Source organism: Microbacterium sp. LWH12-1.2 (assembly GCF_040675825.1).
Taxonomy (GTDB): Bacteria; Actinomycetota; Actinomycetes; order Actinomycetales; family Microbacteriaceae; genus Microbacterium.
Genome location: NZ_JBEGIJ010000001.1, coordinates 1,890,174 through 1,911,676 on the forward strand (window position 1 = coordinate 1,890,174; position 21,503 = coordinate 1,911,676).

General features: G+C 69.1%; 16 protein-coding genes and 1 other RNA gene. 3 read left to right on the top strand and 14 right to left on the bottom strand.

Going from position 1 to position 21,503, the window contains the following annotated elements:
- Positions 1-158 precede the first annotated feature (158 nt).
- The 14 genes from MRBLWH12_RS09165 to ffs form a co-directional block, all read right to left on the bottom strand.
- Positions 159-800, bottom strand: a complete 642-nt coding sequence (locus MRBLWH12_RS09165; protein ID WP_363548370.1) for a thymidine kinase — start codon at positions 798-800, stop codon at positions 159-161.
- 7 nt (positions 801-807) lie between these two features.
- Positions 808-2,280 (bottom strand): malate:quinone oxidoreductase, encoded by a 1,473-nt coding sequence (locus MRBLWH12_RS09170; RefSeq protein ID WP_363548372.1) that lies wholly within the window; start codon positions 2,278-2,280, stop codon positions 808-810.
- A 62-nt stretch (positions 2,281-2,342) separates the two neighbouring features.
- Positions 2,343-3,419, bottom strand: a complete 1,077-nt coding sequence (locus MRBLWH12_RS09175) for an aspartate-semialdehyde dehydrogenase (protein ID WP_363548374.1) — start codon at positions 3,417-3,419, stop codon at positions 2,343-2,345.
- Between the two features lie 157 nt (positions 3,420-3,576).
- Entirely contained in the window at positions 3,577-4,866 is a 1,290-nt protein-coding gene (locus tag MRBLWH12_RS09180) for an aspartate kinase (protein WP_341973857.1), read from the bottom strand.
- Between the two features lie 116 nt (positions 4,867-4,982).
- Positions 4,983-5,912 (bottom strand): DMT family transporter, encoded by a 930-nt coding sequence (locus tag MRBLWH12_RS09185; protein ID WP_363548377.1) that lies wholly within the window; start codon positions 5,910-5,912, stop codon positions 4,983-4,985.
- 46 nt (positions 5,913-5,958) lie between these two features.
- Positions 5,959-6,552, bottom strand: a complete 594-nt coding sequence (gene recR / locus MRBLWH12_RS09190; RefSeq protein ID WP_102191756.1) for a recombination mediator RecR — start codon at positions 6,550-6,552, stop codon at positions 5,959-5,961.
- Complete coding sequence (locus MRBLWH12_RS09195) at positions 6,552-8,831, bottom strand: DNA polymerase III subunit gamma and tau (protein WP_363548379.1); 2,280 nt, start codon at positions 8,829-8,831, stop codon at positions 6,552-6,554. The genes recR and MRBLWH12_RS09195 overlap by 1 nt, the downstream gene beginning before the upstream one ends.
- Before the next feature lie 69 nt (positions 8,832-8,900).
- The gene (locus MRBLWH12_RS09200; protein WP_363548381.1) at positions 8,901-11,381 is read right to left on the bottom strand and encodes a glycoside hydrolase family 65 protein; all 2,481 of its coding nucleotides are present in this window, start codon (positions 11,379-11,381) and stop codon (positions 8,901-8,903) included.
- Positions 11,378-12,124, bottom strand: coding sequence for an HAD family hydrolase (locus tag MRBLWH12_RS09205; protein WP_414684958.1), 747 nt, complete (start codon positions 12,122-12,124; stop codon positions 11,378-11,380). Before MRBLWH12_RS09205 ends, MRBLWH12_RS09200 begins: the two co-directional genes overlap by 4 nt.
- Before the next feature lie 98 nt (positions 12,125-12,222).
- Entirely contained in the window at positions 12,223-13,446 is a 1,224-nt protein-coding gene (locus MRBLWH12_RS09210) for an acetate/propionate family kinase (RefSeq protein WP_363548383.1), read from the bottom strand.
- Complete coding sequence (gene pta / locus MRBLWH12_RS09215) at positions 13,443-15,563, bottom strand: phosphate acetyltransferase (RefSeq protein WP_363548385.1); 2,121 nt, start codon at positions 15,561-15,563, stop codon at positions 13,443-13,445. Before pta ends, MRBLWH12_RS09210 begins: the two co-directional genes overlap by 4 nt.
- Positions 15,564-15,572: 9 nt before the next feature.
- Positions 15,573-16,229: a hypothetical protein gene (locus tag MRBLWH12_RS09220; protein WP_363548387.1), complete on the bottom strand. Its 657-nt coding sequence runs from the start codon at positions 16,227-16,229 to the stop codon at positions 15,573-15,575.
- The gene (locus tag MRBLWH12_RS09225; RefSeq protein ID WP_341973849.1) at positions 16,226-16,822 is read right to left on the bottom strand and encodes a rhomboid family intramembrane serine protease; all 597 of its coding nucleotides are present in this window, start codon (positions 16,820-16,822) and stop codon (positions 16,226-16,228) included. Before MRBLWH12_RS09225 ends, MRBLWH12_RS09220 begins: the two co-directional genes overlap by 4 nt.
- Positions 16,823-16,863: 41 nt before the next feature.
- Positions 16,864-16,960, bottom strand: an RNA gene (gene ffs, locus MRBLWH12_RS09230) — signal recognition particle sRNA small type.
- Between the two features lie 113 nt (positions 16,961-17,073).
- On the opposite strand from ffs, the gene MRBLWH12_RS09235 reads away from it, so the two are divergent.
- From MRBLWH12_RS09235 to MRBLWH12_RS09245, 3 genes are read left to right on the top strand one after another with little or no spacing between them, the layout of a single operon-like run.
- Positions 17,074-18,063: an AAA family ATPase gene (locus MRBLWH12_RS09235; RefSeq protein WP_341973848.1), complete on the top strand. Its 990-nt coding sequence runs from the start codon at positions 17,074-17,076 to the stop codon at positions 18,061-18,063.
- 11 nt (positions 18,064-18,074) lie between these two features.
- Positions 18,075-19,265 carry a DUF58 domain-containing protein gene (locus MRBLWH12_RS09240; protein WP_363548390.1) on the top strand — a complete coding sequence of 397 codons (1,191 nt, stop codon included), beginning with the start codon at positions 18,075-18,077 and terminating at the stop codon, positions 19,263-19,265.
- Entirely contained in the window at positions 19,252-21,501 is a 2,250-nt protein-coding gene (locus tag MRBLWH12_RS09245; RefSeq protein WP_363548392.1) for a DUF3488 and transglutaminase-like domain-containing protein, read from the top strand. Before MRBLWH12_RS09240 ends, MRBLWH12_RS09245 begins: the two co-directional genes overlap by 14 nt.
- Positions 21,502-21,503: the final 2 nt, after the last annotated feature.

Below are 21,503 nucleotides of genomic sequence, written 5' to 3' on the forward strand. Positions count from 1 at the left end.
AGCCTGTGTGGTCAGACCACGCAAGCACGCGCCTGCTCCGGTCGTTGAGCACGGGAGCGCCAGCGACCGAGACGAAACGCGTCGTCCGACGTCGTACGCCGGATCAAGGCGTTTCGTCTCGCTTCGCTCGCTCAACGACAAAGTTCACGCGGGCGCGCTCAGCTCAGACGACCGCCGGACTCGTCGAGGTAGCAGGCGCCGCACAGCGATTCGTACGTCGTGACGAGTTTGTCGCCGCCCCCGTCGATCGCGACCTGATCGCCGTCGAAGACGAAACGCCCGTCGATCACCCGACCGTTGAACACCGCCTTGCGACCGCAGCGGCAGATGGTCTTCAGTTCCTCCAGCGAGTGCGCGATCGCGAGCAGTCGCGCCGAGCCCGGAAAGGCTTGCGTGCGGAAGTCGTTGCGAATGCCGTAGGCCATCACCGGGATGCCGTCGTCGACCGCGATCCGGAAGAGGTCGTCGATCTGCGCAGCGGTGAGGAACTGCGCCTCGTCGACCAGGAGGCACGCGACATCGACTGGGCCGCCGGGGAGCAGCTCATCGTCGGAGGAACGCCGCATCCGCTCGCGGTGCACCGAGAACAGTGCCCGTGCGTCATCCTCTGGCGCGATCAGGAAGTCGACCTCGCGGGTCATCCCGAGTCGGCTCTCGATCTGCGTTGCACCTTTGGTGTCGATCGCCGGCTTGGCGAGGAGGACGTGCTGACCACGCTCCTCGTAGTTGTAGGCGGCCTGGAGGAGAGACGTGGACTTGCCCGAATTCATCGCGCCGTAGCGGAAGTAGAGCTTGCCCACCGGGAGCTCAGACGTTGATGCCGAGCGTCGCGGCGGTCGCCGCGGTGGACCGCTCCGTCAGAGCCGCGTCCTTGTTCAGCTGTTCGCCGAACGTCGGGATCAACTCGCGCAGTGCCGGCTCCCAGCTCGGGTACTGCTCAGGGAAGCACGACTTCAGCAGGCCGAGCATGATCGGCACGGCGGTCGACGCGCCAGGAGACGCACCGAGGAGGCCGGCGATGGTGCCGTCTGCCGAGGAGATCACCTCGGTGCCGAACTGCAGGATTCCGCCCTTCTCAGGGTCCTTCTTCATCACCTGGGCACGCTGGCCCGCGTCGATGAGGGTCCAGTCCTCGTCTTTCGCCGTGGGCATGAAGATGCGCAGGCTGTCGACCTTCTTGCGGTGGTTCTTCATGAGCTCGCCGACGAGGTACGTGATGAGGTCGGGGTTCTTGACGGCGACCTGGAGCATCGGCACGAGGTTATGCGGACGCACCTGGGTCACGATGTCGAGCATCGAACCCTTCTTGAGGAACTTCGGGCTGAACGTCGCGAACGGGCCGAACATCAGCGAGGACTCTCCGTCGACCACCCGGGTGTCGAGGTGTGGCACCGACATGGGGGGTGCGCCGACGGATGCCTGCGAGTACACCTTCGCCTTGTGCTGGGCGACGACCTTCGGGTTCGTCGTCTTCAGGAACTGCCCGCCGATCGGGAAGACGCCGTAGCCCTTGATCTCCGGGATGCCGGAGTTCTGCAGCAGCTTGAGAGCCCAGCCGCCGGCGCCGACGAAGACGAAACGAGCCTTCACCTCGTTCGGGGCATGCCCGATGGTGTTGCGGTACTTGACGAGCCAGGTGCCGTCCTTCTGCTTCTTCAGACTGCGCACCTCGTGGTTGACCCGCAGGTCGACACCGTCGGTGGTGAGGTGATCGAAGAGCTGGTGCGTGAGCGCTCCGAAGTCGACGTCGGTTCCGGCGGGCACGCGAGTCGCCGCGAACGGTTCGCCCTTGCGGCGCTGCTGCATGAGCAGCGGCGCCCACTTGTTGATGACGCGGGAGTCCTCGCTGTACTCGATACCGGCGAACAGCGGCTGCTCCTTGAGCACCTCGTAGCGTTCCTTGAGGTAGGCGACGTCCTTCTCACCGCGCACGAAGGTCATGTGCGGGGTGGCGTTGATGAACGTCGAAGGCTCGTCGAGCACACCCTTCTCGACCAACGACGACCAGAACTGGCGGCTCTGCTGGAACTGCTCGTTGATGTTCACCGCCTTGGCGGGATCGAGCGGACCGTTCGCGTTCTGCGGCATGTAGTTCAGCTCGCAGAGGGCGGCGTGTCCGGTCCCGGCATTGTTCCACGGGTTGGAGCTCTCTTGAGCGAGATCGGAGAGTCGCTCGAAGGCGACGATCTTCCACTCCGGCTGCAGCTCGTGCAGCAGAGTACCCAGGGTGGCGCTCATGATGCCACCACCGATCAGGACGACATCGACGGTTTCAGTCACCAGACCAGTCTAGTTCCCCGGGAATGGGTCCCTGAGCCAGCCCAGGGACCCACCATGGGTTGTCAGACGGCGGATGCTGCGCCGATGCGCGCGGCGACGAGCTCCGCGATCTGCACGGCGTTCAGTGCTGCACCCTTGCGCAGGTTGTCGTTGCTGATGAACAGCACCAGACCCTTGTTCTCGGCAGCCGACTGGTCGGCGCGGATGCGGCCGACGAAACTCGGGTCCTTGCCGGCGGCGTACAGCGGCGTCGGCACTTCTTCGAGCACGACGCCGGGCGCTGCGGACAGAACTTCGCGCGCCCGCTCCGGGGTGATGTCGCGCGCGAACTCGACGTTGATCGACAGGGAGTGGCCGGTGAAGACCGGCACGCGCACGCACGTGCCCGCGACGCGGAGGCCGGGGAGTTCGAGGATCTTGCGGCTCTCGTTACGGAGCTTCTTCTCCTCGTCGGTCTCGTTCTGTCCGTCGTCGACGATGGAGCCGGCGAGCGGGATGACGTCGAAGGCGATGGGCGCGACGTACTTCTCCGGCTGCGGGAAGTCGATGGCCGAGCCGTCGTGCACGAGGCGCAGCGTGTCGCCCTGGGCGAGGACGCCCTCGACCTGGCCGAGCAGCTCCTGCGCGCCGGCGAGGCCGGAGCCGGAGACGGCCTGGTACGTCGAGACGATGAGCCGTTCGAGACCGGCCTCGGCGTGCAGCGCCTTCAGCACCGGCATCGCGGCCATCGTCGTGCAGTTCGGGTTGGCGATGATGCCCTTGGGACGCTCATCGATGGCGTGCGGGTTGACCTCGCTCACCACGAGCGGGACCTCGGGGTCGTTGCGCCAGGCGCTGGAGTTGTCGATGACGACGGCTCCGGCCTCGGCGAAGCGCGGCGCGTAGGCGCGGCTGGCGGTCGCGCCGGCCGAGAACAGAGCCACGTCGATGCCTGCGGCATCCGCCGTCTCGACATCTTCGACGATCACCGAGACGCCGCCGAAGTCGATCGCGGTGCCCGCAGAACGCGAGGAGGAGAAGAGCCGCAGTTCGCGGATCGGGAACGACCGCTCGGCGAGAATCTCGCGCATCACGGTGCCCACCTGGCCGGTGGCGCCCACGATGGCGACGGAGAGTCCTGAGTCGGAGATGCGGGTCATGAGGTTCCTTGGCGTCGTGCAGTGATGCGTACGAGGCGGAAGGCACGGCGTCGGGATGCGGATGCCGCGCCTGGCGCCGATGTCAGGGTTGCGGTGAGTCTACCGCGTCGACCGGATGCTCCGGGTCGGTCCCCGACATCACGATCCGAGGTCTGTATCAGCGACCGGAGCCGGCGTGCACCTTCGCCTCGTCGTCTCCGTCGAGGCCGTAGGCGGTGTGCACGGTACGCGCGGCCTCGGCGAGGTCGTCGGCACGGAGCACCACCGAGATGCGGATCTCGGAGGTCGAGATCATCTCGATGTTGATCCCGCCGGCGGACAGCGCCTCGAACAGCGTCGCCGAGACGCCGGAATGCGTGCGCATGCCGGCACCGACGACGGAGAGCTTGCCGATCTGGTCGTCGTGCACGAGGTTCTGGAAGCCGACCTCGGTCTGCTCGGCGGCCAGCGCCTTGAGCGCGGCTGCGGCGTCTGCCTTCGGGACCGTGAAGGAGATGTCGGTGCGACGCGTGGACGCCGCCGACACGTTCTGCACGATCATGTCGACGTTCGCGCCGGACTTCGCGACGATCTTGAAGATCTCTGCGGCCTTGCCCGGAACATCCGGCACGCCCGCGACCGTGATCTTCGCGTGGCTGAAATCGGTGGCGACGCCGGCGACGATCGGTTCTTCCATGGCTGCTGCTCCCTCGGCTTCGCGAGGGTTCTTCATACCCTCGCCCAGAACGTAAGTACCCTCGGCCGACGAGAACGTCGACCGGGCGTGGATGAGCACGCCGTGACGGCGCGCGTACTCGACGGCGCGGATGTAGAGCACCTTGGCTCCGTTGGCGGCGAGCTCGAGCATCTCCTCGCTGCTGACGTGGTCGAGCTTCTGCGCTCGCGGGATCACGCGCGGATCGGCGGTGAAGATGCCGTCGACGTCGCTGTAGATCTCGCAGACGTCGGCGTCGAGCGCCGCGGCCAGCGCGACGGCGGTCGTGTCGGAGCCGCCCCGGCCGAGCGTGGTGATGTCTCGGGTGTCGCGGTTGAATCCCTGGAACCCGGCGACGATGACGATCGCGCCCTCGTCGAGCGCCTCGCGGAGACGGACCGGGGTCACATCGACGATCCGGGCCGATCCGTGCTTCGAGTCCGTGATCATGCCGGCCTGGCTGCCGGTGAACGAGCGCGCTTCGAAGCCCATCGAGTGGATGGCCATGGCCAGCAGCGCCATCGAGATGCGCTCACCACTGGAGAGCAGCATGTCGAGCTCGCGCGGCGCCGGAATCGGGGCCACCTCGTTCGCGAGGTCGAGCAGCTCGTCTGTGGTGTCGCCCATCGCACTGACCGCGACGACGACATCATGGCCGGCGCGGCGGGTGTCGACGATGCGCTTGGCGACGCGCTTGATGCTCTCTGCGTCGGCGACAGAGGAGCCGCCGTACTTCTGTACGATGAGGGCCACGTTCACTCCCGGGGGTGTCGGGCGGATCCGCCCACGCACATTCTACGTTCGACGCATATGCCGTGCTGCGCATGTGACGGGCGGGAACTCGGGGCCGCGGCCTCCGAGGAGCAGGGTCAAGGCGCTGCGGCGGGCGGAAGCGGGGCGACCTCGGCGGTTGCGGGGCGGAGACGCCCGCCGGTGCCCGCGAACCAGCACCCGATGATGATCAGGGGGAAGCCGATGAGCAGGCCGAGCGTCAGGGGCTCGGCGAGGACGATCGCGCCGAGGATGATCGCGACCACCGGGTTGACGTAGGTGAACAGCGGCGCGCGCACCGGGCCGACCTCACGGATGAGCGCGAAGAATGCGAGGAACGCGACGGCCGTGCAGATGACGGCCAGTGCCAGCAGCGCCAGAGCGGAGGGGACGGTCGGCAGGCGGTGCTGCGTGAGGAGGCCGAGCGGCAGATAGAGGATGCCGATCATCAGCAGTGAGAGGGTGATCGTGCCGAGAGAGGGCACATCGGCGAGTTTGCGCGCGACGATGAACGGCGCGATCGCGTAGAGCACCGCGACCAGCAGCACCTCGCCCGCGGCCAGCAGGCTCATCTCGCCGCCGAACAGCCCCGGACCGGCGACCACGATCGCGACGCCGACGAATCCGATGACGAGTCCGATCGCGCGTGCGGGGCGGAGCACGCCGCGATCACCGCCACCGAGGGCGATGAGGGCGGCGAAGAGCGGAACGGTGGCGACGAGCAGCCCGGTCAGGCCGGACGGCAGCGTCATCTCGGCATGGCCGAGCAGCACGAAGGGACCGGCCATCTCGATCAACCCGAAGGCGAGCACCCATGGCCAGTGCTTCAGAGCGGCGCGCAGCGCGCCGTTGCGGATCGCGAACGGCAGCAGCAGCAGCGCGGCGATGAGGGTTCGGCCGGCGACGATCGCCGGTGGCGAGATCGACTCCACGGCGATGCTGATGAACAGGTAGGGCACACCCCAGAGCAGGGCCATCGCCCCGAAGAGGAGCCAGCCGCGGCGTGTGAAACCGGAGTGCGCGGTCACTGCTCCCCCACGGCGGGCCCCGTCGGGCTCAGCAATAGAGCCACGTTCACAGCACGCGCCGCCCTTCGAAGGCACGCCCGAGAGTGACTTCGTCGGCGTACTCGAGATCGCCGCCGACCGGGAGGCCGGAGGCCAACCGAGAAACGGTGATCTGCATCGTGGTGAGCAGACGGCTGAGATAGCTCGCCGTCGCCTCGCCTTCGAGGTTCGGGTTGGTGGCGAGGATGACTTCCTGCACCGTGCCGTCGGCGAGGCGCGTCATCAGCTGGGCGATGCGCAGATCATCGGGGCCGATTCCGGCGATCGGGCTGATCACGCCGCCGAGCACGTGGTACAGCCCCCGGAACTCACGGGTGCGTTCGATCGCCGCGACGTCTTTCGCGTCCTCGACCACGCAGATCAGAGCCGGGTTGCGTCGCGGATCGCGGCAGATCGCGCAGCGCTCCTGCTCGGCGACGTTCCCGCAGATCTCGCAGAAGCGCACCCGGATGCGCACCTCGGTGAGCAGTTCGGACAACCGGGCGACGTCGAACGTCGGAGTCTGCAGGATGTGGAACGCGATGCGCTGCGCGGACTTCGGGCCGATGCCGGGAAGGCGCCCGAACTCGTCGATGAGTTCCTGAACGATGCCGTCGTACATCAGGCGAACCTCGTCGGCGGCTCGTAGGGCTCTTCGCGCACGAACGTGGCGCCGAGCACCTGGCGGATCACGGCCTCGCCGTAGCGCTGCACGCCACCGGCGACCGGGCTGCGGTCGGAGATGACCGGCGCCGGCCTGGCCGGCTGCACCTGCCGAGCGGGCGGTGCGTCCTGAGTGGGTGCCTGTGCTGCCGCTGGCCGGGCAGGCGCGGTCTGTGTCGACGCCGGCGGCTCGTAGGAGGGGTCGTATGGCGGCTCGTCGTCGAAGTACGGCACGTCATCGTCGCCCGGAAGCGGCGGCTCATCGGAGTCGATCGCGCCGTCGACGGGCGAGGGGACAGCGGATGCGGCGGCCTCGACCTCGGCCGGCTCCTCGTCGACGGGCAGCTGCGGCGCCGGGGGTGCCGCGGTGACCGGAGCTTCGACGGTGGTCGGGATCGGGGCGACCGCCCATTCCGTCACCGACGGCGCCGACGCGCCGCGGGACTGCGGTCGGGATGAGGACGTGGATGCCGCAGACGACCGTCCCGCGGAGTCGGAGTCCCTCGCTTCGGGAGCATTCCCCGCCTCGGCATTCGCTGCAGCGGTTGAACCGGTGGATCCGGCTGCCCTGGTGGAACCGACTCTCGCAGGCTCCGAAGCATCAGCGGAACCCGCATCGCCCTGAGGGCGTGCCGTCGGCGCGTCGGCGGAGCCCTGACGAGCCGCGGCACCGGTCGGAAGCGGCGCCGGCAGATACTTCACGCGCACGCCCAGTTCCTGCTCGATCGCCGTGCGCAGGTGATCGGACGGACCGGATCCGGGGACCGAACCCTTGAACTTCGCGACGTCATGCTGACTGGTGAACCCCAGCGTAAGCACTTCGGAGTCGGTGCCGTACGCCAACGGCTGCACGGCGGTGGCGAGCAGCCAGGATGTGCGACTGATGCTCTCCAGCCGGGTGAGCACCGCGGGCCAGACGGCGGTGACCCGCTCGTATGTGACCGGCCCGGTCGGGACGGAGGTCGCCGCAGCGGGGGCCTCGGCCGGCGCATCCGCCGGATCGCTGTGTTCTGTCTCGCTCGCTGCACTCGTCGGCGTGCTGACCGCGGGCGCTGACGGCGCCGAGGAGACCGGGGATGCGGGTGCCGCCGCATCGCCGGTGCCGCCGGCATCCGCCGTTCCTGCGCTGGCGAGCACGCGAGCGACCATGAGTTCGAGGTGGAGGCGCGGCGAGGTCGCCCCGGACATGTCGTCGAGGGCGGCGCTGACGAGGTCGGCGGTTCGAGACAGCCGTGCCGCACCGAACGCGGACGCCTGCGCCCGCATCCGCTCCAGCACGTCCTCGGTGATGCCGCGGAGCACCGCCGATGCGCCGGGGCCCACGGCCGCAATGACGATGAGGTCGCGCAGCCGCTCGAGCAGGTCGTCGACGAAGCGCCGCGGGTCCTGCCCGGTCTGCACCACTCGGTCGATCGCCGGGAAGGCAGCAGCCGCGTCCGCGGCCGCGAGAGCGTCGACGATCTCGTCGAGCAGTGCCGCGTGCGTATAGCCGAGCAGCGCCACCGCGCGCTCGTAGCCGACCGTGACGGTCGCCGACCCGGCCGGCGCGTCCGAGCCGGCGATGAGCTGATCGAGCAGCGACAACGTGTCTCGCGGCGATCCGCCACCGGCGCGGACGACGAGCGGCAGCACGCCCTGTTCGACGATCACGCCCTCTTCGCCGCAGAGCTTCGCGACGTACTCGAGCATGGCCGCCGGAGGCACCAGCCGGAACGGATAGTGGTGGGTGCGCGAACGGATGGTGCCGAGCACCTTCTCGGGCTCGGTCGTCGCGAAGATGAACTTCACGTGCTCCGGCGGCTCTTCCACCAGCTTGAGGAGCGCATTGAACCCCTGCGGGGTCACCATGTGCGCCTCGTCGAGGATGAAGATCTTGAAGCGGTCGCGACTGGGGGCGAACGTCGCACGCTCGCGGAGGTCTCTCGCGTCGTCGACGCCATTGTGGCTGGCGGCGTCGATCTCGACCACGTCGAGCGATCCCCCACCGGCACGGGAAAGCTCCACACAGCTCGGGCAGGTTCCGCATGGCACGTCGGTCGGGCCCTCGGCGCAGTTCAGACAGCGGGCGAGAATACGCGCAGACGTCGTCTTTCCGCATCCGCGTGGACCGGAGAAGAGGTAGGCGTGCCCGACCCGGTCGCCGCGGAGTGCGGTCATCAGCGGCTCGGTCACCTGCGACTGCCCGATCATCTCGCCGAAGGATTCGGGCCGGTAGCGGCGGTAGAGGGCTGTGGTCACCACAACAGCCTACGGCGTGCCGGGGACACTGCGGTGGGCTCCGTTCGTCGCACCGCAGTGTCCGGCCCGTCAGTCGATCTGTTGGATGATCGGGATCGCCGTCGTGATCACCGGAACGGATGCCGAGAGCTGCGTCCCGTCGTCCCGTCGCGCGCCGGCGAAACGGCGCAGAGTCGGCCGTCCGGGGATCAGCGGTCCCTGATCCGCGAGAGCGACGAGGGCATCGGCTCCGACCGATGCCGTGTACGCAGCACCGCGCACCGTGAACTCGACCGGTTCTCCCGCTCGCACCTCGACACGCAATTCGTCGCGTGTCACCGTGATCTGCAGCACCGCCCCCTGCCATTGCATCGGGAACGACAGCGATGGCCAGTCCGCCGGAAGACGCGGATCGAAGCTGAGCTCGCCCGCGTGATCCCGCATCCCGCCGAAGCCGGACACCAGCGCCGTCCACACACCGCCGGCCGACGCCACGTGCACGCCGTCGGCCGCGTTGTGGTGCAGATCTCCGAGGTCGACGAAGATCGACTGCGCGAAGTACTCCTTGGCGAGATCCTGGTAGCCGACCTCCGCCGCCAGGATCGACTGCACCACCGCGGACAGCGTGGAATCGCCGGTGGTCAGCGGATCGTAGTACTCGAAGTCGGCGAGTTTCTCGTCGGGCGTGAAGTGGTTGCCCTGCAGGAACAGCGCGAGCACCACGTCGGCCTGCTTGAGCACCTGGAACCGGTAGATCACCAGCGGGTGGAAGTGCAGCAGCAGCGGATGCTGCTCCTTCGGAGTGTGCTCGAGATCCCAGAGCTCGCGTTCCAGGAACAGCGAGTCCTGCGGATGGATGCCGAGGCTCTCGCTGAACGGGATGAACATGGCCTCGGCGGCGCGGTCCCAGGCATCCGGCTCCTCCGGCGCCACATCGGTGCGATCCACCAGCGCGGCGTACGCGGCCGGGTCGTTCTCGGCGATCTCCCGCACCACCCGTGCGGCATAGCGGAGGTTGTACCGCGCCATGACGTTCGTGAAGAGGTTGTCATTGACGACCGTCGTGTACTCGTCAGGACCGGTGACGCCGTGGATGTGGAAGGTCTCGATGCCTTCGTTGGTGCGCCAGAATCCGAGCGTCGCCCACAGCCGCGCCGTCTCCACCGCGATGTCGGCGCCCTCCCGCCGGAGGAACTCCTCATCACCGGTCGCACGGACGTACTTGCCCAGCGCGAAGCTCACGTCGGCGTTGATGTGGTACTGCGCGGTACCGGCCGCGTAGTACGCGGAGGCCTCCTCGCCGTTGATGGTCCGCCAGGGGAAGAGCGCGCCGGCCTCGTTCAGCTGCGCGGCGCGACGGCGCGCGGCTGGAAGCATCAGGACACGGGCACGCAGGGCGTTCCTGGCCCACTGCGGCGAGGTGTAGGTGAGGAACGGGAGCACATAGATCTCGGTGTCCCAGAAGTAGTGGCCGCTGTAGCCGGAGCCGGACAGGCCCTTGGCCGGCACGCCGTTGCCATCGGCGCGCGCCGACGCCTGGGCGAGCTGCAGGAGGCACCAGCGGGTGGCCTGCTGCAGGTCGTCGTGACCGCCGATCTGCACATCGCTGCGCTCCCAGAACGCCGCCAGCCAGTCGGCCTGCTTGCGGAACTGCGCCTCGACGCCCTCCACCGCCGCCCGGTCGAGCGTGCGACGGCAACGGTCGACGAGCTCACGAGCCGGCACGCCGCGGGATGTGTGATAGCTGACGAGCTTCGTAAGCCGGATCGGGATGCCTGCCTTGGCCTGCACCCGGAACACGTTCTTGGCGGTGTCCGCCTCGCTGAGCTGGCGGGCGCTGTACTCGTTGTCCGTCTCGATCACGTGGTCGGCGACGACCGCGACGGTCATCCCCGAGTCGGCCACCTCGTAGGAGAGGACGGAGCGCAGTCCGTCCTGCCAGTACTCCTCCGGCTCCAGCACGCGGTTGGCGATCCGCTCCGCCTTGCGCGGATCGAATCCGGTCTTCTGAGCTGCAGCCGGAGTGCCGGAGTAGACACCGGCGCCGTCCTGACGGTTCAGCAGCTGGCAGCTGATCGTGACCGGCGCGTCGGAGTTCTCCACGACGACCTCGAGCCGCAGGATCGCCAGATGCCGCTCCTCGAAGCTGACGAGGCGCTCATCCCTGATGCGCACGCGCTTGCCTGACGGCGTCTCCCAGACCACGAGCCGCTCCAGCACGCCGGTGCGCATGTCGAGGGTGCGCCGGTACTCGCGCACATCCGCCTCGTCGAACGAGATGGGTTCGTCATCGACGTACACCCGCATGATCTTGGCGTCCGGCGCGTTGACGATCGTCTGACCGACCTCGGCGAAACCGTAGGCCTGCTCGGCGTGCCGGATCGGCCAGGTCTCGTGCAGCCCATTGATGAATGTGCCGTGCTCGTGCGCCCCGCGGCCCTCGATGTGGTTGCCGCGCAGGCCCAGATAGCCGTTGCCGACGGAGAACAACGTCTCGCCGACGCCCTCCTCCGAATAGCGCGTCTCGATGAGGCGCCACGGGTCGACGGGGAAGTGGTCGCGGTCGATCATGCGGTCTCCGTGGGTTCGGTGATGAGCTGGGCGAGGTCGTCGACGATACAGGTGGCGCCGGCGGCGCGCAGGGCGTCAGCGCCTGCTCCCCTGTCGACGCCGACGACGGTGGCGAATCCGGCGGCGGCAGCGGATGCCGCCCCCGAGGTAGCGTCCTCGACGGCGACGCTCGTTGCCGGGTCGACACCGAGAGCACGCGCGCCCTCGCGGAACATGTCAGGGGCGGGCTTGGATGCCAGGCCGTCCCGCTCGGCGACGACTCCGTCGACCACGACGGTGAAGAAGTCGCGGATGCCGGCGGCGGCGAGCACCTCTTCGGCGTTCTTCGAGCTCGACACGACGCCGAGGGGCAGCCCGGCGGCGCGCAGAGACTCGATCAGGGCGAGAGAGCCGGGGAACGGTGCGATACCGGTGCTGCGGAGGGATGCCGCGAAGGCGGCGTTCTTGCGATTGCCGATACCGCAGACGGTCTCGGCCTCAGGCGGATCCTCGATCTCGCCCCAGGGCACCTCGATGTTGCGACTGTGCAGCAGGCTCGCGACGCCGTCATAGCGCTTCTTGCCGTCGACGAAGTCGAAGTAGTCGGCGTCGGTGTAGGGCGGCTCGATGTTCCAACGCGCGAAGACATCGTCGAAGACGGTCTTCCACGCGCTCATGTGGACCTCGGCGGTGGGCGTCAGCACGCCGTCGAGATCGAAGAGCACGCCGGACGCGGTCAGCAAGTCAGGCAGGGTTTCGGGCACGAGAACCTCCGGGAGAAGGGCGAGGGGTACGGCACCTCGGCGTGCCTCCGTGCCAGCGTAGTGCGGGCTCGGCATCCAGGTAACCCCCGCGCCGGGGCTCAGAGCAGTTCAGCGGTCTGGCGGGCGATCTGCAGCTCTTCGTTCGTCGGTACGACGAGGACGACGACGGAGGAGGCGTCGGTGGAGATGCGCCGGATGCCCCGCTCGCGCGCCTCGTTCCGGGCGGTATCGATCTCGATGCCGGCGAAGCCCAGCGTCGATATCGATTCCGCGCGCACACGCGCGGCGTTCTCGCCGACCCCTGCCGTGAAGGAGATGACATCCACGCCGCCGAGTTGCGCGATGTACGCCCCGGCGTAGGCGCGCAGTCGGTGGATGTAGACATCGAACGCGAGGGTCGATGCCGCCTCGCCTGCGTCGACCCCGGCGAGGATGTCCCGCATGTCGCTGCGTCCGGCGAGCCCGAGCAGGCCGCTGCGCTTGTTGAGCAGGGTGTCGAGATCGTCGATCGTGTAGCCGGCCGTCCTGGCGATGTGCATCAGTGCAGCCGCATCGATGTCGCCGGAGCGGGTCCCCATGACCAGACCCTCCAGCGGCGTCAGTCCCATCGATGTCTCCACCGACCGCCCGCGATCGATCGCGGTGACCGAGGCGCCGTTGCCGAGGTGGAACACGATCTGCCTCAACGATCCGAGATCGCGACCGAGGAACGCCGCGGCCGCCTCGCTCACGTACTGATGACTCGTGCCGTGGAACCCGTAGCGGCGCACCTGGTGGTCTGCGGCGAGCGCGGCATCGATCGCGTAGGTGTAGGCCGCCGGCGCCAGCGTCTGATGGAACGCGGTGTCGAACACGGCCACGTGCGGCACGGTGTCGAACACTGCTCGTGCGGCGACGATCCCGGCGAGGTTGGCCGGGTTGTGCAGCGGCGCGAGGACCGACAGCGCCTCGATCTCGTTCTCGACGTCCTGCGTGATCAGTGTCGGCGCGACGAAGCGCGATCCTCCGTGCACGACGCGGTGGCCGACGGCGACGGGCGGATGCTCGGTGAGAGACGGTCCATGCGCGGCGAACTGCTCCAGCATCACCGCGAACGCGCGATCGTGATCGCCGATCGGCAGCTCGCTCTTGTACGTGGCGTCGAGCATCGTGGGAGCGGGCTCGCCGGGTGCTGCGAACTGCCGCGCCGTGTGCGTCACCGCGCTGATGTCCTGGCCGATCCGCTCGATGAGACCGCCGGCCAGTTCACGCTCGCGCGCGACGTCGATGAGACTGTATTTCAGCGACGAGGACCCGCTGTTGATGACGAGGATCGCACTCATGCGCCGGCATCCACTCCCTGAGCCTGGATCGCGGTGATCGCGACCGTGTTCACGATGTCGTCGACCAAGGCACCGCGTGAGAGGTCGTTGATCGGCTTGTTCAGCCCCTGCAGGACCGGACCGATCGCCACCGCGCCGGCGGAGCGCTGCACCGCCTTGTAGGTGTTGTTGCCGGTGTTGAGATCGGGGAACACGAACACGGTCGCTCGTCCGGCCACGGCCGACCCCGGCAGCTTGGCCGCGGCCACCGCCGCATCCGCCGCCGCGTCGTACTGGATCGGCCCTTCGACCGGGAGCTCCGGATCCCGCTCCCGCACCAGGGCCGTCGCTTCGCGAACCTTGTCGACGTCCGCGCCGGAGCCCGACTCCCCCGTCGAGTAGGACAGCATGGCGACGCGCGGCTCGATGCCGAACTGGCGGGCGGTCGCCGCCGAGGAGATCGCGATGTCCGCGAGTTGCGCGCTGGTCGGGTCCGGGATCACGGCGCAGTCGCCGTAGACGAGCACCCGGTCGGCGAGGGCCATCAGGAACACGCTGGAGACGACGTTCACCCCCGGCTTCGTCTTGATGATCTCGAACGACGGGCGGATCGTGTGGGCCGTGGTGTGCGCGGCTCCGGAGACCATGCCGTCGGCGAGGCCGAGATGCACCATCATCGTTCCGAAGTACGAGACGTCGGTGACCGTGTCCGCCGCCTGCGCGAGCGTGATGCCCTTGTGAGCCCGCAGCCGCGCATACTCCGTGGCGAAGCGCTCGACGAGTTCGACGTCGAACGGGCTGAGGATCTGGGCGGCGGTGAGGTCGAGGCCCAGCGCGGTGGCGCGTGCGCGGATCTCGGACTCGTCGCCCAGGATCGTGAGATCGGCGACCTCCCTGGCCAGCAGGGTGGCTGCCGCCTTGAGGATGCGATCGTCGTCGCCCTCGGGCAGGACGATGCGCTTGCGCTCTGCGCGGGCGCGCTCGATGAGGCCGTACTCGAACATCAGCGGAGTGACGACGCGGGATTCCGCGAGGCCGAGCTGGGTTGTGAGCTCGGTGATGTCGACGTGCGTCTGGAAGAGCCCCAGCGCGGTGTCGTAGCGGCGGCGGGAGTCGACGCTGACGCGCCCTCTCGTGCCCATGACCCGCAGGGTCGTCTCGTACGTGCCGAGATCGGTCGCGATGATCGCGACCGCGGAGGCGAAGCCGTCGATGAGCCGATCGATGGGCTCCGGAAGCGGGAACGGCCCGTTCAGGATGATTCCGGACACGCGCGGGAAGGTGCCGGATGCGTGCGCCAGCAGCGTCGCGAGGAGCACCTCGGTGCGGTCGGCCGGGATCACCACGACGGCATCCTCGGTGAGACGAGGGAGCACGTTGACCATCGACATCCCGGCGACGACGACACTGAGCACCTCGCGACCGAGCAGCTCGGGGTCGCCCTTGAGAAGCCGGCCGTCGACGGCCGTGAGGATGCCGCTCATCGACGGAGCGATGAGGGTGCGATCCTCCGGGATCGCCCAGACGGGAGTCGCTGCGGTCGATGCGGATCGCACGGTCTCGATCGTCCGGTCCATCGCGTCGGGGTCGGCGCGGTTGACGACGAGTGCGAACAGTTCGGCACGCTCCTCGCCGAGTTCGGCGATCGCGAGCCCCGCGATCTGACCGATCGCCTCCGGGGTGCGCGCGGTGGTGGTGCCGAGCTGTTCTCCCTGGCGCTGCTGATCGCGACCGCTGAGCACGAGCAGTACCGGGGCACCGAGGTTCGCAGCGATCCGGGCGTTGTATCCGAGCTCCGCGGGACTGGCGACATCGGTGTAATCGCTGCCGACGATGACGACGGCGTCGCACTGCGCCTCGACCGCCTTGAACCGCGACACGATCGTGGACAGGGCGCGATCCGGGTCCTCGCGCACATCGTCGTAGGTGACGCCGACGCATTCCTCATAGTCGAGCTGCACGCCGTCGTGTGCGAGCAGGAGTTCCAGCACATAGTCGCGTTCCTCGGCGGACCGGGCGATCGGGCGGAACACCCCCACTCTGGGGGTCACGCGCATCACCGCGTCGAGCACGCCGAGCGCGACGGTCGACTTGCCGCTGTGTCCTTCGGCCGAGGTGATGTAGATGCTCCGAGCCACGACTTCAGCTTATGCCGCGCACGGGCCGGACAACGCGACGACGACGGCCGTCGCATCCGCCGCGTACTGGGCGTAGTAGTCGGGGTCGGTGTTGATCTGCACACGGTGGATCGCGTGCGACGGCGCCATCTGCTGCCACCCTTCCAACCCGCCGAGGCGCGTGTAGAAGAGGGTGGCGGATGCGGCCGGGTCCATCCGGGTCTCGACGCTGCCCCACCAGTCCTGCTGCTGGAAGAGCCCGATGCTCGAGGTTCGCGTTCCGTCCGGGTTGCGGAAGCCGATGGTCTCCCAGTCGCCGTAGTCGATGTTGCGCAGACCGCTCTCACCCATGGCGGTCATCACCCCGATGATCTGCCCGTCGCGGCCGAATCCGAGACCCGACGCCGTCTGCATGATCGTGGCGGCGTTCTCGAGCTGCTCACCCCGCCATCCCTCGACGCCGGCGTCGGGGAACGTCCCCGAATCCGCCGCGCAGACGGGTGCCGGATCCCGCGCGAGGCCGAACGGCACGAGCACCGCGAACCCGACGACCGCCACGACGATCGCCGCGGAGATGAGGATGCGCCGCAGCATCCGCCGTCGCCGGATCCGAAGAGCGGCCCGCCGCCGGGCGCCGGGCTTGCGCGTGCGCGCGCTGCTGCGCGATCTCGGACGCCGTGTGCTCATCCGGATCGGTCTCCGCGTCTGCGAGCGAGCGCAGCCAGCCCGCCACCGATCGCCCCGAACAGGTGCGCCTGCCAGGAGACGCCATCGCGCACGCCGACGACGCCGGCCAGCATCGAACCGCCGTAGAGCGCGATCACGATCAACGCGATCACGGCGTACAGCAACCGGTGCGGAATGCGACCGGGGGCGAACACCCTCATCACGACGTAGCCGAAGTAGCCGAAGACGAGTCCGGACGCACCGACCGTCAGCGCGCCGGGCGCGTTGAGCAGCCAGGTGCCGATACCGCCGACGATCGCCACGGTCGCGGTCACCGCCCAGAAGCGCCCAGCGCCGTCCACCGCGACCAGACAGCCGAGCACGAGCAGCGGCACGGAGTTGGCGATCAGGTGCGCCCAATCGACGTGGAGCAGCGGACCCAGCGCGATACCGGCGAGACCGGAGACATCCCATGAGCGCACGCCGAACCCGGTGAACGAACCGGGCAGCACAGCATCAGCGAACTGGATGAGCCACATGGCGGCGAGGAGCACGACCGGCGATGCGAACCGACCGATCGGGTTCGAGCGCGGGGAGACGGCGGGGCTGGTCACGTCACGATCCTGGCAGTGCCGCCCCGGAGGACGCTGAAAAAGAAAGTGACCCTCCGCGCACCCAGCAGAGCCCGGTTACCCTTGCTGCGTTTCCGCCCTGGGGGAATTGGCCTGGATGCCGCCACGCGGAGAGCCGTCAATCATCTTACCGGAACCTCTGCGCTGCGAGCGCCCAGGAGACCGGACGACGACCGCTCGCGCGGGTTACGATCGATTCACGCGCATCGCAGCGCTCACGCGAGAGGGAACGCATGCCAGACACCGCCCCCCAGATCCCGGCTGAAATCAGCGCCGAGCAGTTCGCCGCGCAGACCTCCGCGATCCTCGGCTCCGTCGGAGCGGTGATCGATGGAAAACCGGATGCCGTGCGCAGCGCCCTCATCTGCCTGCTGGCCGAGGGGCACCTCCTCATCGAGGACGTCCCGGGGGTCGGCAAGACCATGCTCGCGCGGGCGCTGGCCGCCAGCGTGGATGCGACGGTGCGCCGCATCCAGTTCACCCCCGACCTGCTGCCCGGCGATGTCACCGGTGTCTCCGTCTACAACCCGGTCGACCGCGAGTTCGAGTTCAAGCGCGGTGCGATCTTCGCGCACATCGTCATCGCCGACGAGATCAACCGTTCCTCCCCCAAGACCCAGTCGGCCCTGCTCGAGGCGATGGAGGAGGGCCAGGTCACGGTCGATGGCGATACCCATCCGCTGCCGCGGCCGTTCCTCGTCGTCGCCACGCAGAACCCGCTCGAGATGGAGGGAACGTACGCCCTGCCGGAAGCGCAGCGGGACCGCTTCATGATGCGGATCTCGATGGGGTATCCGGATGCCGCTGCCGAGGCGCTGATGCTGCGCCAGCGCGACGTCGTGAACCCGCTCGCCGCCGTGACCCCGGTGGCGGATGCGGCATCCATCAGCCTGCTCGTCGCGTGGGCACGATCCGTGCACATCGCCCCGGCGCTCGAGGAGTACGCGGTCGCTCTCGCCCAGGCCACCAGGGTCGACCCGAGCCTGCATCTGGGGGCGAGCCCGCGTGCGACGCTGCAGCTCGTGCGGGCTGCCAAGGTCTGGGCTGCTCTGGACGGACGCGAATACGTGATCCCCGACGACCTCACCGCACTCCTCGTCCCGGTGTTCGCGCACCGCCTGCTGCCGGCCCGCGGCGCGCACCGCGCCGGCGCCCAGCCGGTCGAGGCGGCGCTCGCGCAGATCGTCGATCGGGTGCGAGTCCCGATCGCGGCCCGCTCCTGAGGAACGGAGAGATGCGACGACGGCGAACTCTCACCGGGCGAGGAGCGGGAGCTCTCCTCGCCGGCGTCGCCTGCGTGGTCCTCGCGAACGCCGTCGCGGCTCCGATCCTCCTCTACGTCGGGCTCCTGCTCTTCCTGCTCCCCGCACTCTCTTTCCTCGTGGTGCGGATTCCCCGGCGCACCGGCACCGTGGCACGGCAGATCTCCACCGACCTGATCACCGTCTCCGAGCTTTCCCGGGTGACCGTGCGTTTCAACCTGCGCGCCATCCGCATTCCGCACGGGCTCTGGCGTGACGTGCTACCGGATGCCGTCGCCGGTGAGTCCGGCGGCGAGTACCCGCCGCGCAGCGGCCAGCTGAGCTACGTCATCACCGGAGTGCGGCGCGGCATCTGGCAGATCGGGCCCCTCATGCTGCGCACCGTCGACCCCTTCGGCCTCGCTCAGCGGGAGCAGGAGTTCGGCGAGACCCGGACGGTCACCGTGGTGCCGGAGGTCTTCACGCTGGCACCGCTCACAGTCCGCGTCGGCGCCGCCGGCGGCACCGCGCACACCTCGTCGAGCAGGCTCGGACAGGGCAGCGACAATCTCTCGCCGCGCCATTACATCTCCGGCGACTCGATGCGCCGCATCCACTGGCGTGCCACCGCGCACCGAGGCCAGTTGATGGTGCGTCAGGAAGAGGAGGAGTCCAGTCCGGACGCGCTCGTCGTGCTCGATCGCAGCGCCGCCCGCTGGGATCGGCCAGGACACAGCGCCGACGCCCGATTCGAGACCGCGGTCTCGCTCTGCGCCTCCGCGGCGATCCACCTGGTTCAGGAGGGCTACAGCGTCGACGTGATCGACAGCGCGGGGAACGTGCTGGGCGAGCTGCGCAGGCACGAGGACGATCGCGATGGGCTCCTCGTGGCGCTCGCGATGGTCACGCCGCGCGGGGATTCCCGCGACCTCCCGACGCTCATCGGCGGCACCCCTCCCGGCCCGCTCGTGTACATCACCGGGCGGATCGATGAAGAGGACGCCGCGCTGCTGCGGCCCTCAGGGGCGGCGGCGGCCATGCTGTTCGCCACCGAAGCGCAGCCCGGTGCGATGGCGGCCGCCACCGCACACGGCTGGTCGACGGCAGAACTCGGCGAGGACATCGCCGACGCCTGGGAGGACGCACTGCCCCAGCGACCCGGAGTCGGCGATGCGCCGGTCTGAGCGGGTGGACCCGGCCGTCGGCGCGGCGACGTGGCGTCGGGACGAGGAGACCCCGCCGCGGCGACTGGCGCCCGGTGCACTCGCCGCTGCGGCCGGATTCGTCGCGCTGTGGCCGTTCACCTCGGTGATCGAACCGGGCGCGTGGTCTTTCGCCGTCACAGCGGTGGTCTTCGTGACGGCGCTCACCGGAATCGGCATGCGGACACTGCTGCAGCGCCGACCCGAATGGGTGCGGGAGCTCGTGCCGCTCTTCGCCCAGATCGTCGCCGCGATCGGCACCGTGACTCTGCTGGTCGCCGGGGACACCGCAGTCTTCGGCGTCGTACCGACCCCGAGCACCTGGTCCGTGTTCGGCTCACTCGCGGCCGGCGCGTGGGAGGAGATCGCCTACGGATCGGCGCCGCTGAACGCCACGCCCGGGTTGGAGCTGGTGCTGGCCGGCGGCTTCGCGGTGCTCGCGATCCTGCTCGACCAGCTCGTCGCGCATCAGAACGCCCTGCTCGCCGGCCTCCTCGCGGCCGTCGTCGGCGCGCTGCCGATGATCGTCACCGTCAGCGGCGCCAACGTCGTCTGGTTCGTGATGCTCGGCGTGCTGATGCTCGTCCTTTTCGGCTACACCGCGCGGCAGGATCCGGACGCGCCCGCCCGGTCCGCACCCGCGATCACCGCCGGGATCGGCGTCATCGCGTTGACTGCGACCATCATGATCGCGCCGGGGCTGCCCGTATCGGCGAGCTGGGCCGGGTCGGGCGTCGGCATCACCGTCAACGCATCATTGAATCTCGGCGACGATCTGCGCCGCCCGACGCCGGTCGAGGTGCTGACCGTCGCAGCCGAGGGCGAGGTCGCCCCCTACCTGCGGCTCGCCACCCTCTCGCAATTCGACGGCCGCGTCTGGAACCCTGATGAATCCGAGCTGCAGGAGCAGTCGGACGGCTTCGGGGAGCCCGACTGGACCGAGGAGATCGAGAGCGAGAGCCGGCGCACGTCGATCCGGATTCTGCGGATGTCGAGTGCGTGGCTTCCGGTTCCGTACGCCGCGACCAGAATCCAGGGCGCGCCCTCATCGTGGATGGTGATGCCGGGGAATCGCACCGTCGTCTCCGATCGAGGCGACGCCGTCGGCAACGACTACACCGTGACCTCGGTTTCCGTCACCCCGACCCTCGAGCAGATCCAGGCGGCGTCCGCGGCACCGCCCCTTGAGACGGAGGAGACGCCGGTGGAGCTGCCCGCGTCGATCGGCGACCTGGCGGCAGAGGTGACGGCCGGCGCCGGCTCCGACTACGACCGACTCATCGCCCTGCAGACGTGGTTCCGCAGCACCTTCAGCTACTCCCTGGAGACGCCCGTCGAGGAGGAGTTCGACGGAACCGGCGCCGACGCCGTCGCGCGGTTCCTGGAGGTGCGTTCCGGGTACTGCATCCACTTCGCGGGCGCCTTCGCCCTGATGGCTGAAGAGCTGGGGATGCAGGTGCGCATCGTCGTCGGCTACCTTCCCGGGCTGCTCACGGATCAGGAGCGCGGCGAGGAGTCGGTGTTCTCCGTGACGAGCGACCAGTTGCACTCCTGGCCGGAGGTGTACTTCGAGGGCATCGGCTGGGTGCCGTTCGAGCCGACCGCATCCCTGGGCGTGCCGACCCGGTTCGAACCGGCGACGACCACGGGAACGGGGACCGGGGGGCCCGCCTCGCCGGCGCCGACCACCTCCCCCGGCGCGACGGCGACGAACGGCCCGGAGCTCGAGCGCAACGATGCCGGCGACAACGCGGGGGCGACCGGCCCTCTGCGACAGCTCGACCCGACGCCGATCGTGCTCGGCGTCGTCGCGATCGTGCTGATCCTGCTGCTTCCGGCGCTGATCCGGCGCACACGTCGCGCCATCCGCCGACGCCGCGCGCGCGACGGCGACGCGATGGCGGCCTGGTCCGAACTGCGAGACACCTTGCTGGACCTGCGGGTCGCGGTGTCGGATGCCGACACTCCACGGGTGCGCGGAGCGGCCCTCGTGCGCGAGCGCGGCGCGGACCCCGACGCCGTGAAGCGGCTCACGGATGCCGTCGAGCAGACGAGCTATGCCCGCGGCGGAGCGGAGGTCGGTGACCTCTCGGTGCCGCTCACCACGATCCTCGGCGACCTGCAGCGGAGCGTGGATCATCGAACCCGGCTGACCGCCGTGATGATCCCGCGGTCATTGTTCGCGGGGCGCAGTGCGGATGCTCCCCTGCTCGCGTAGCC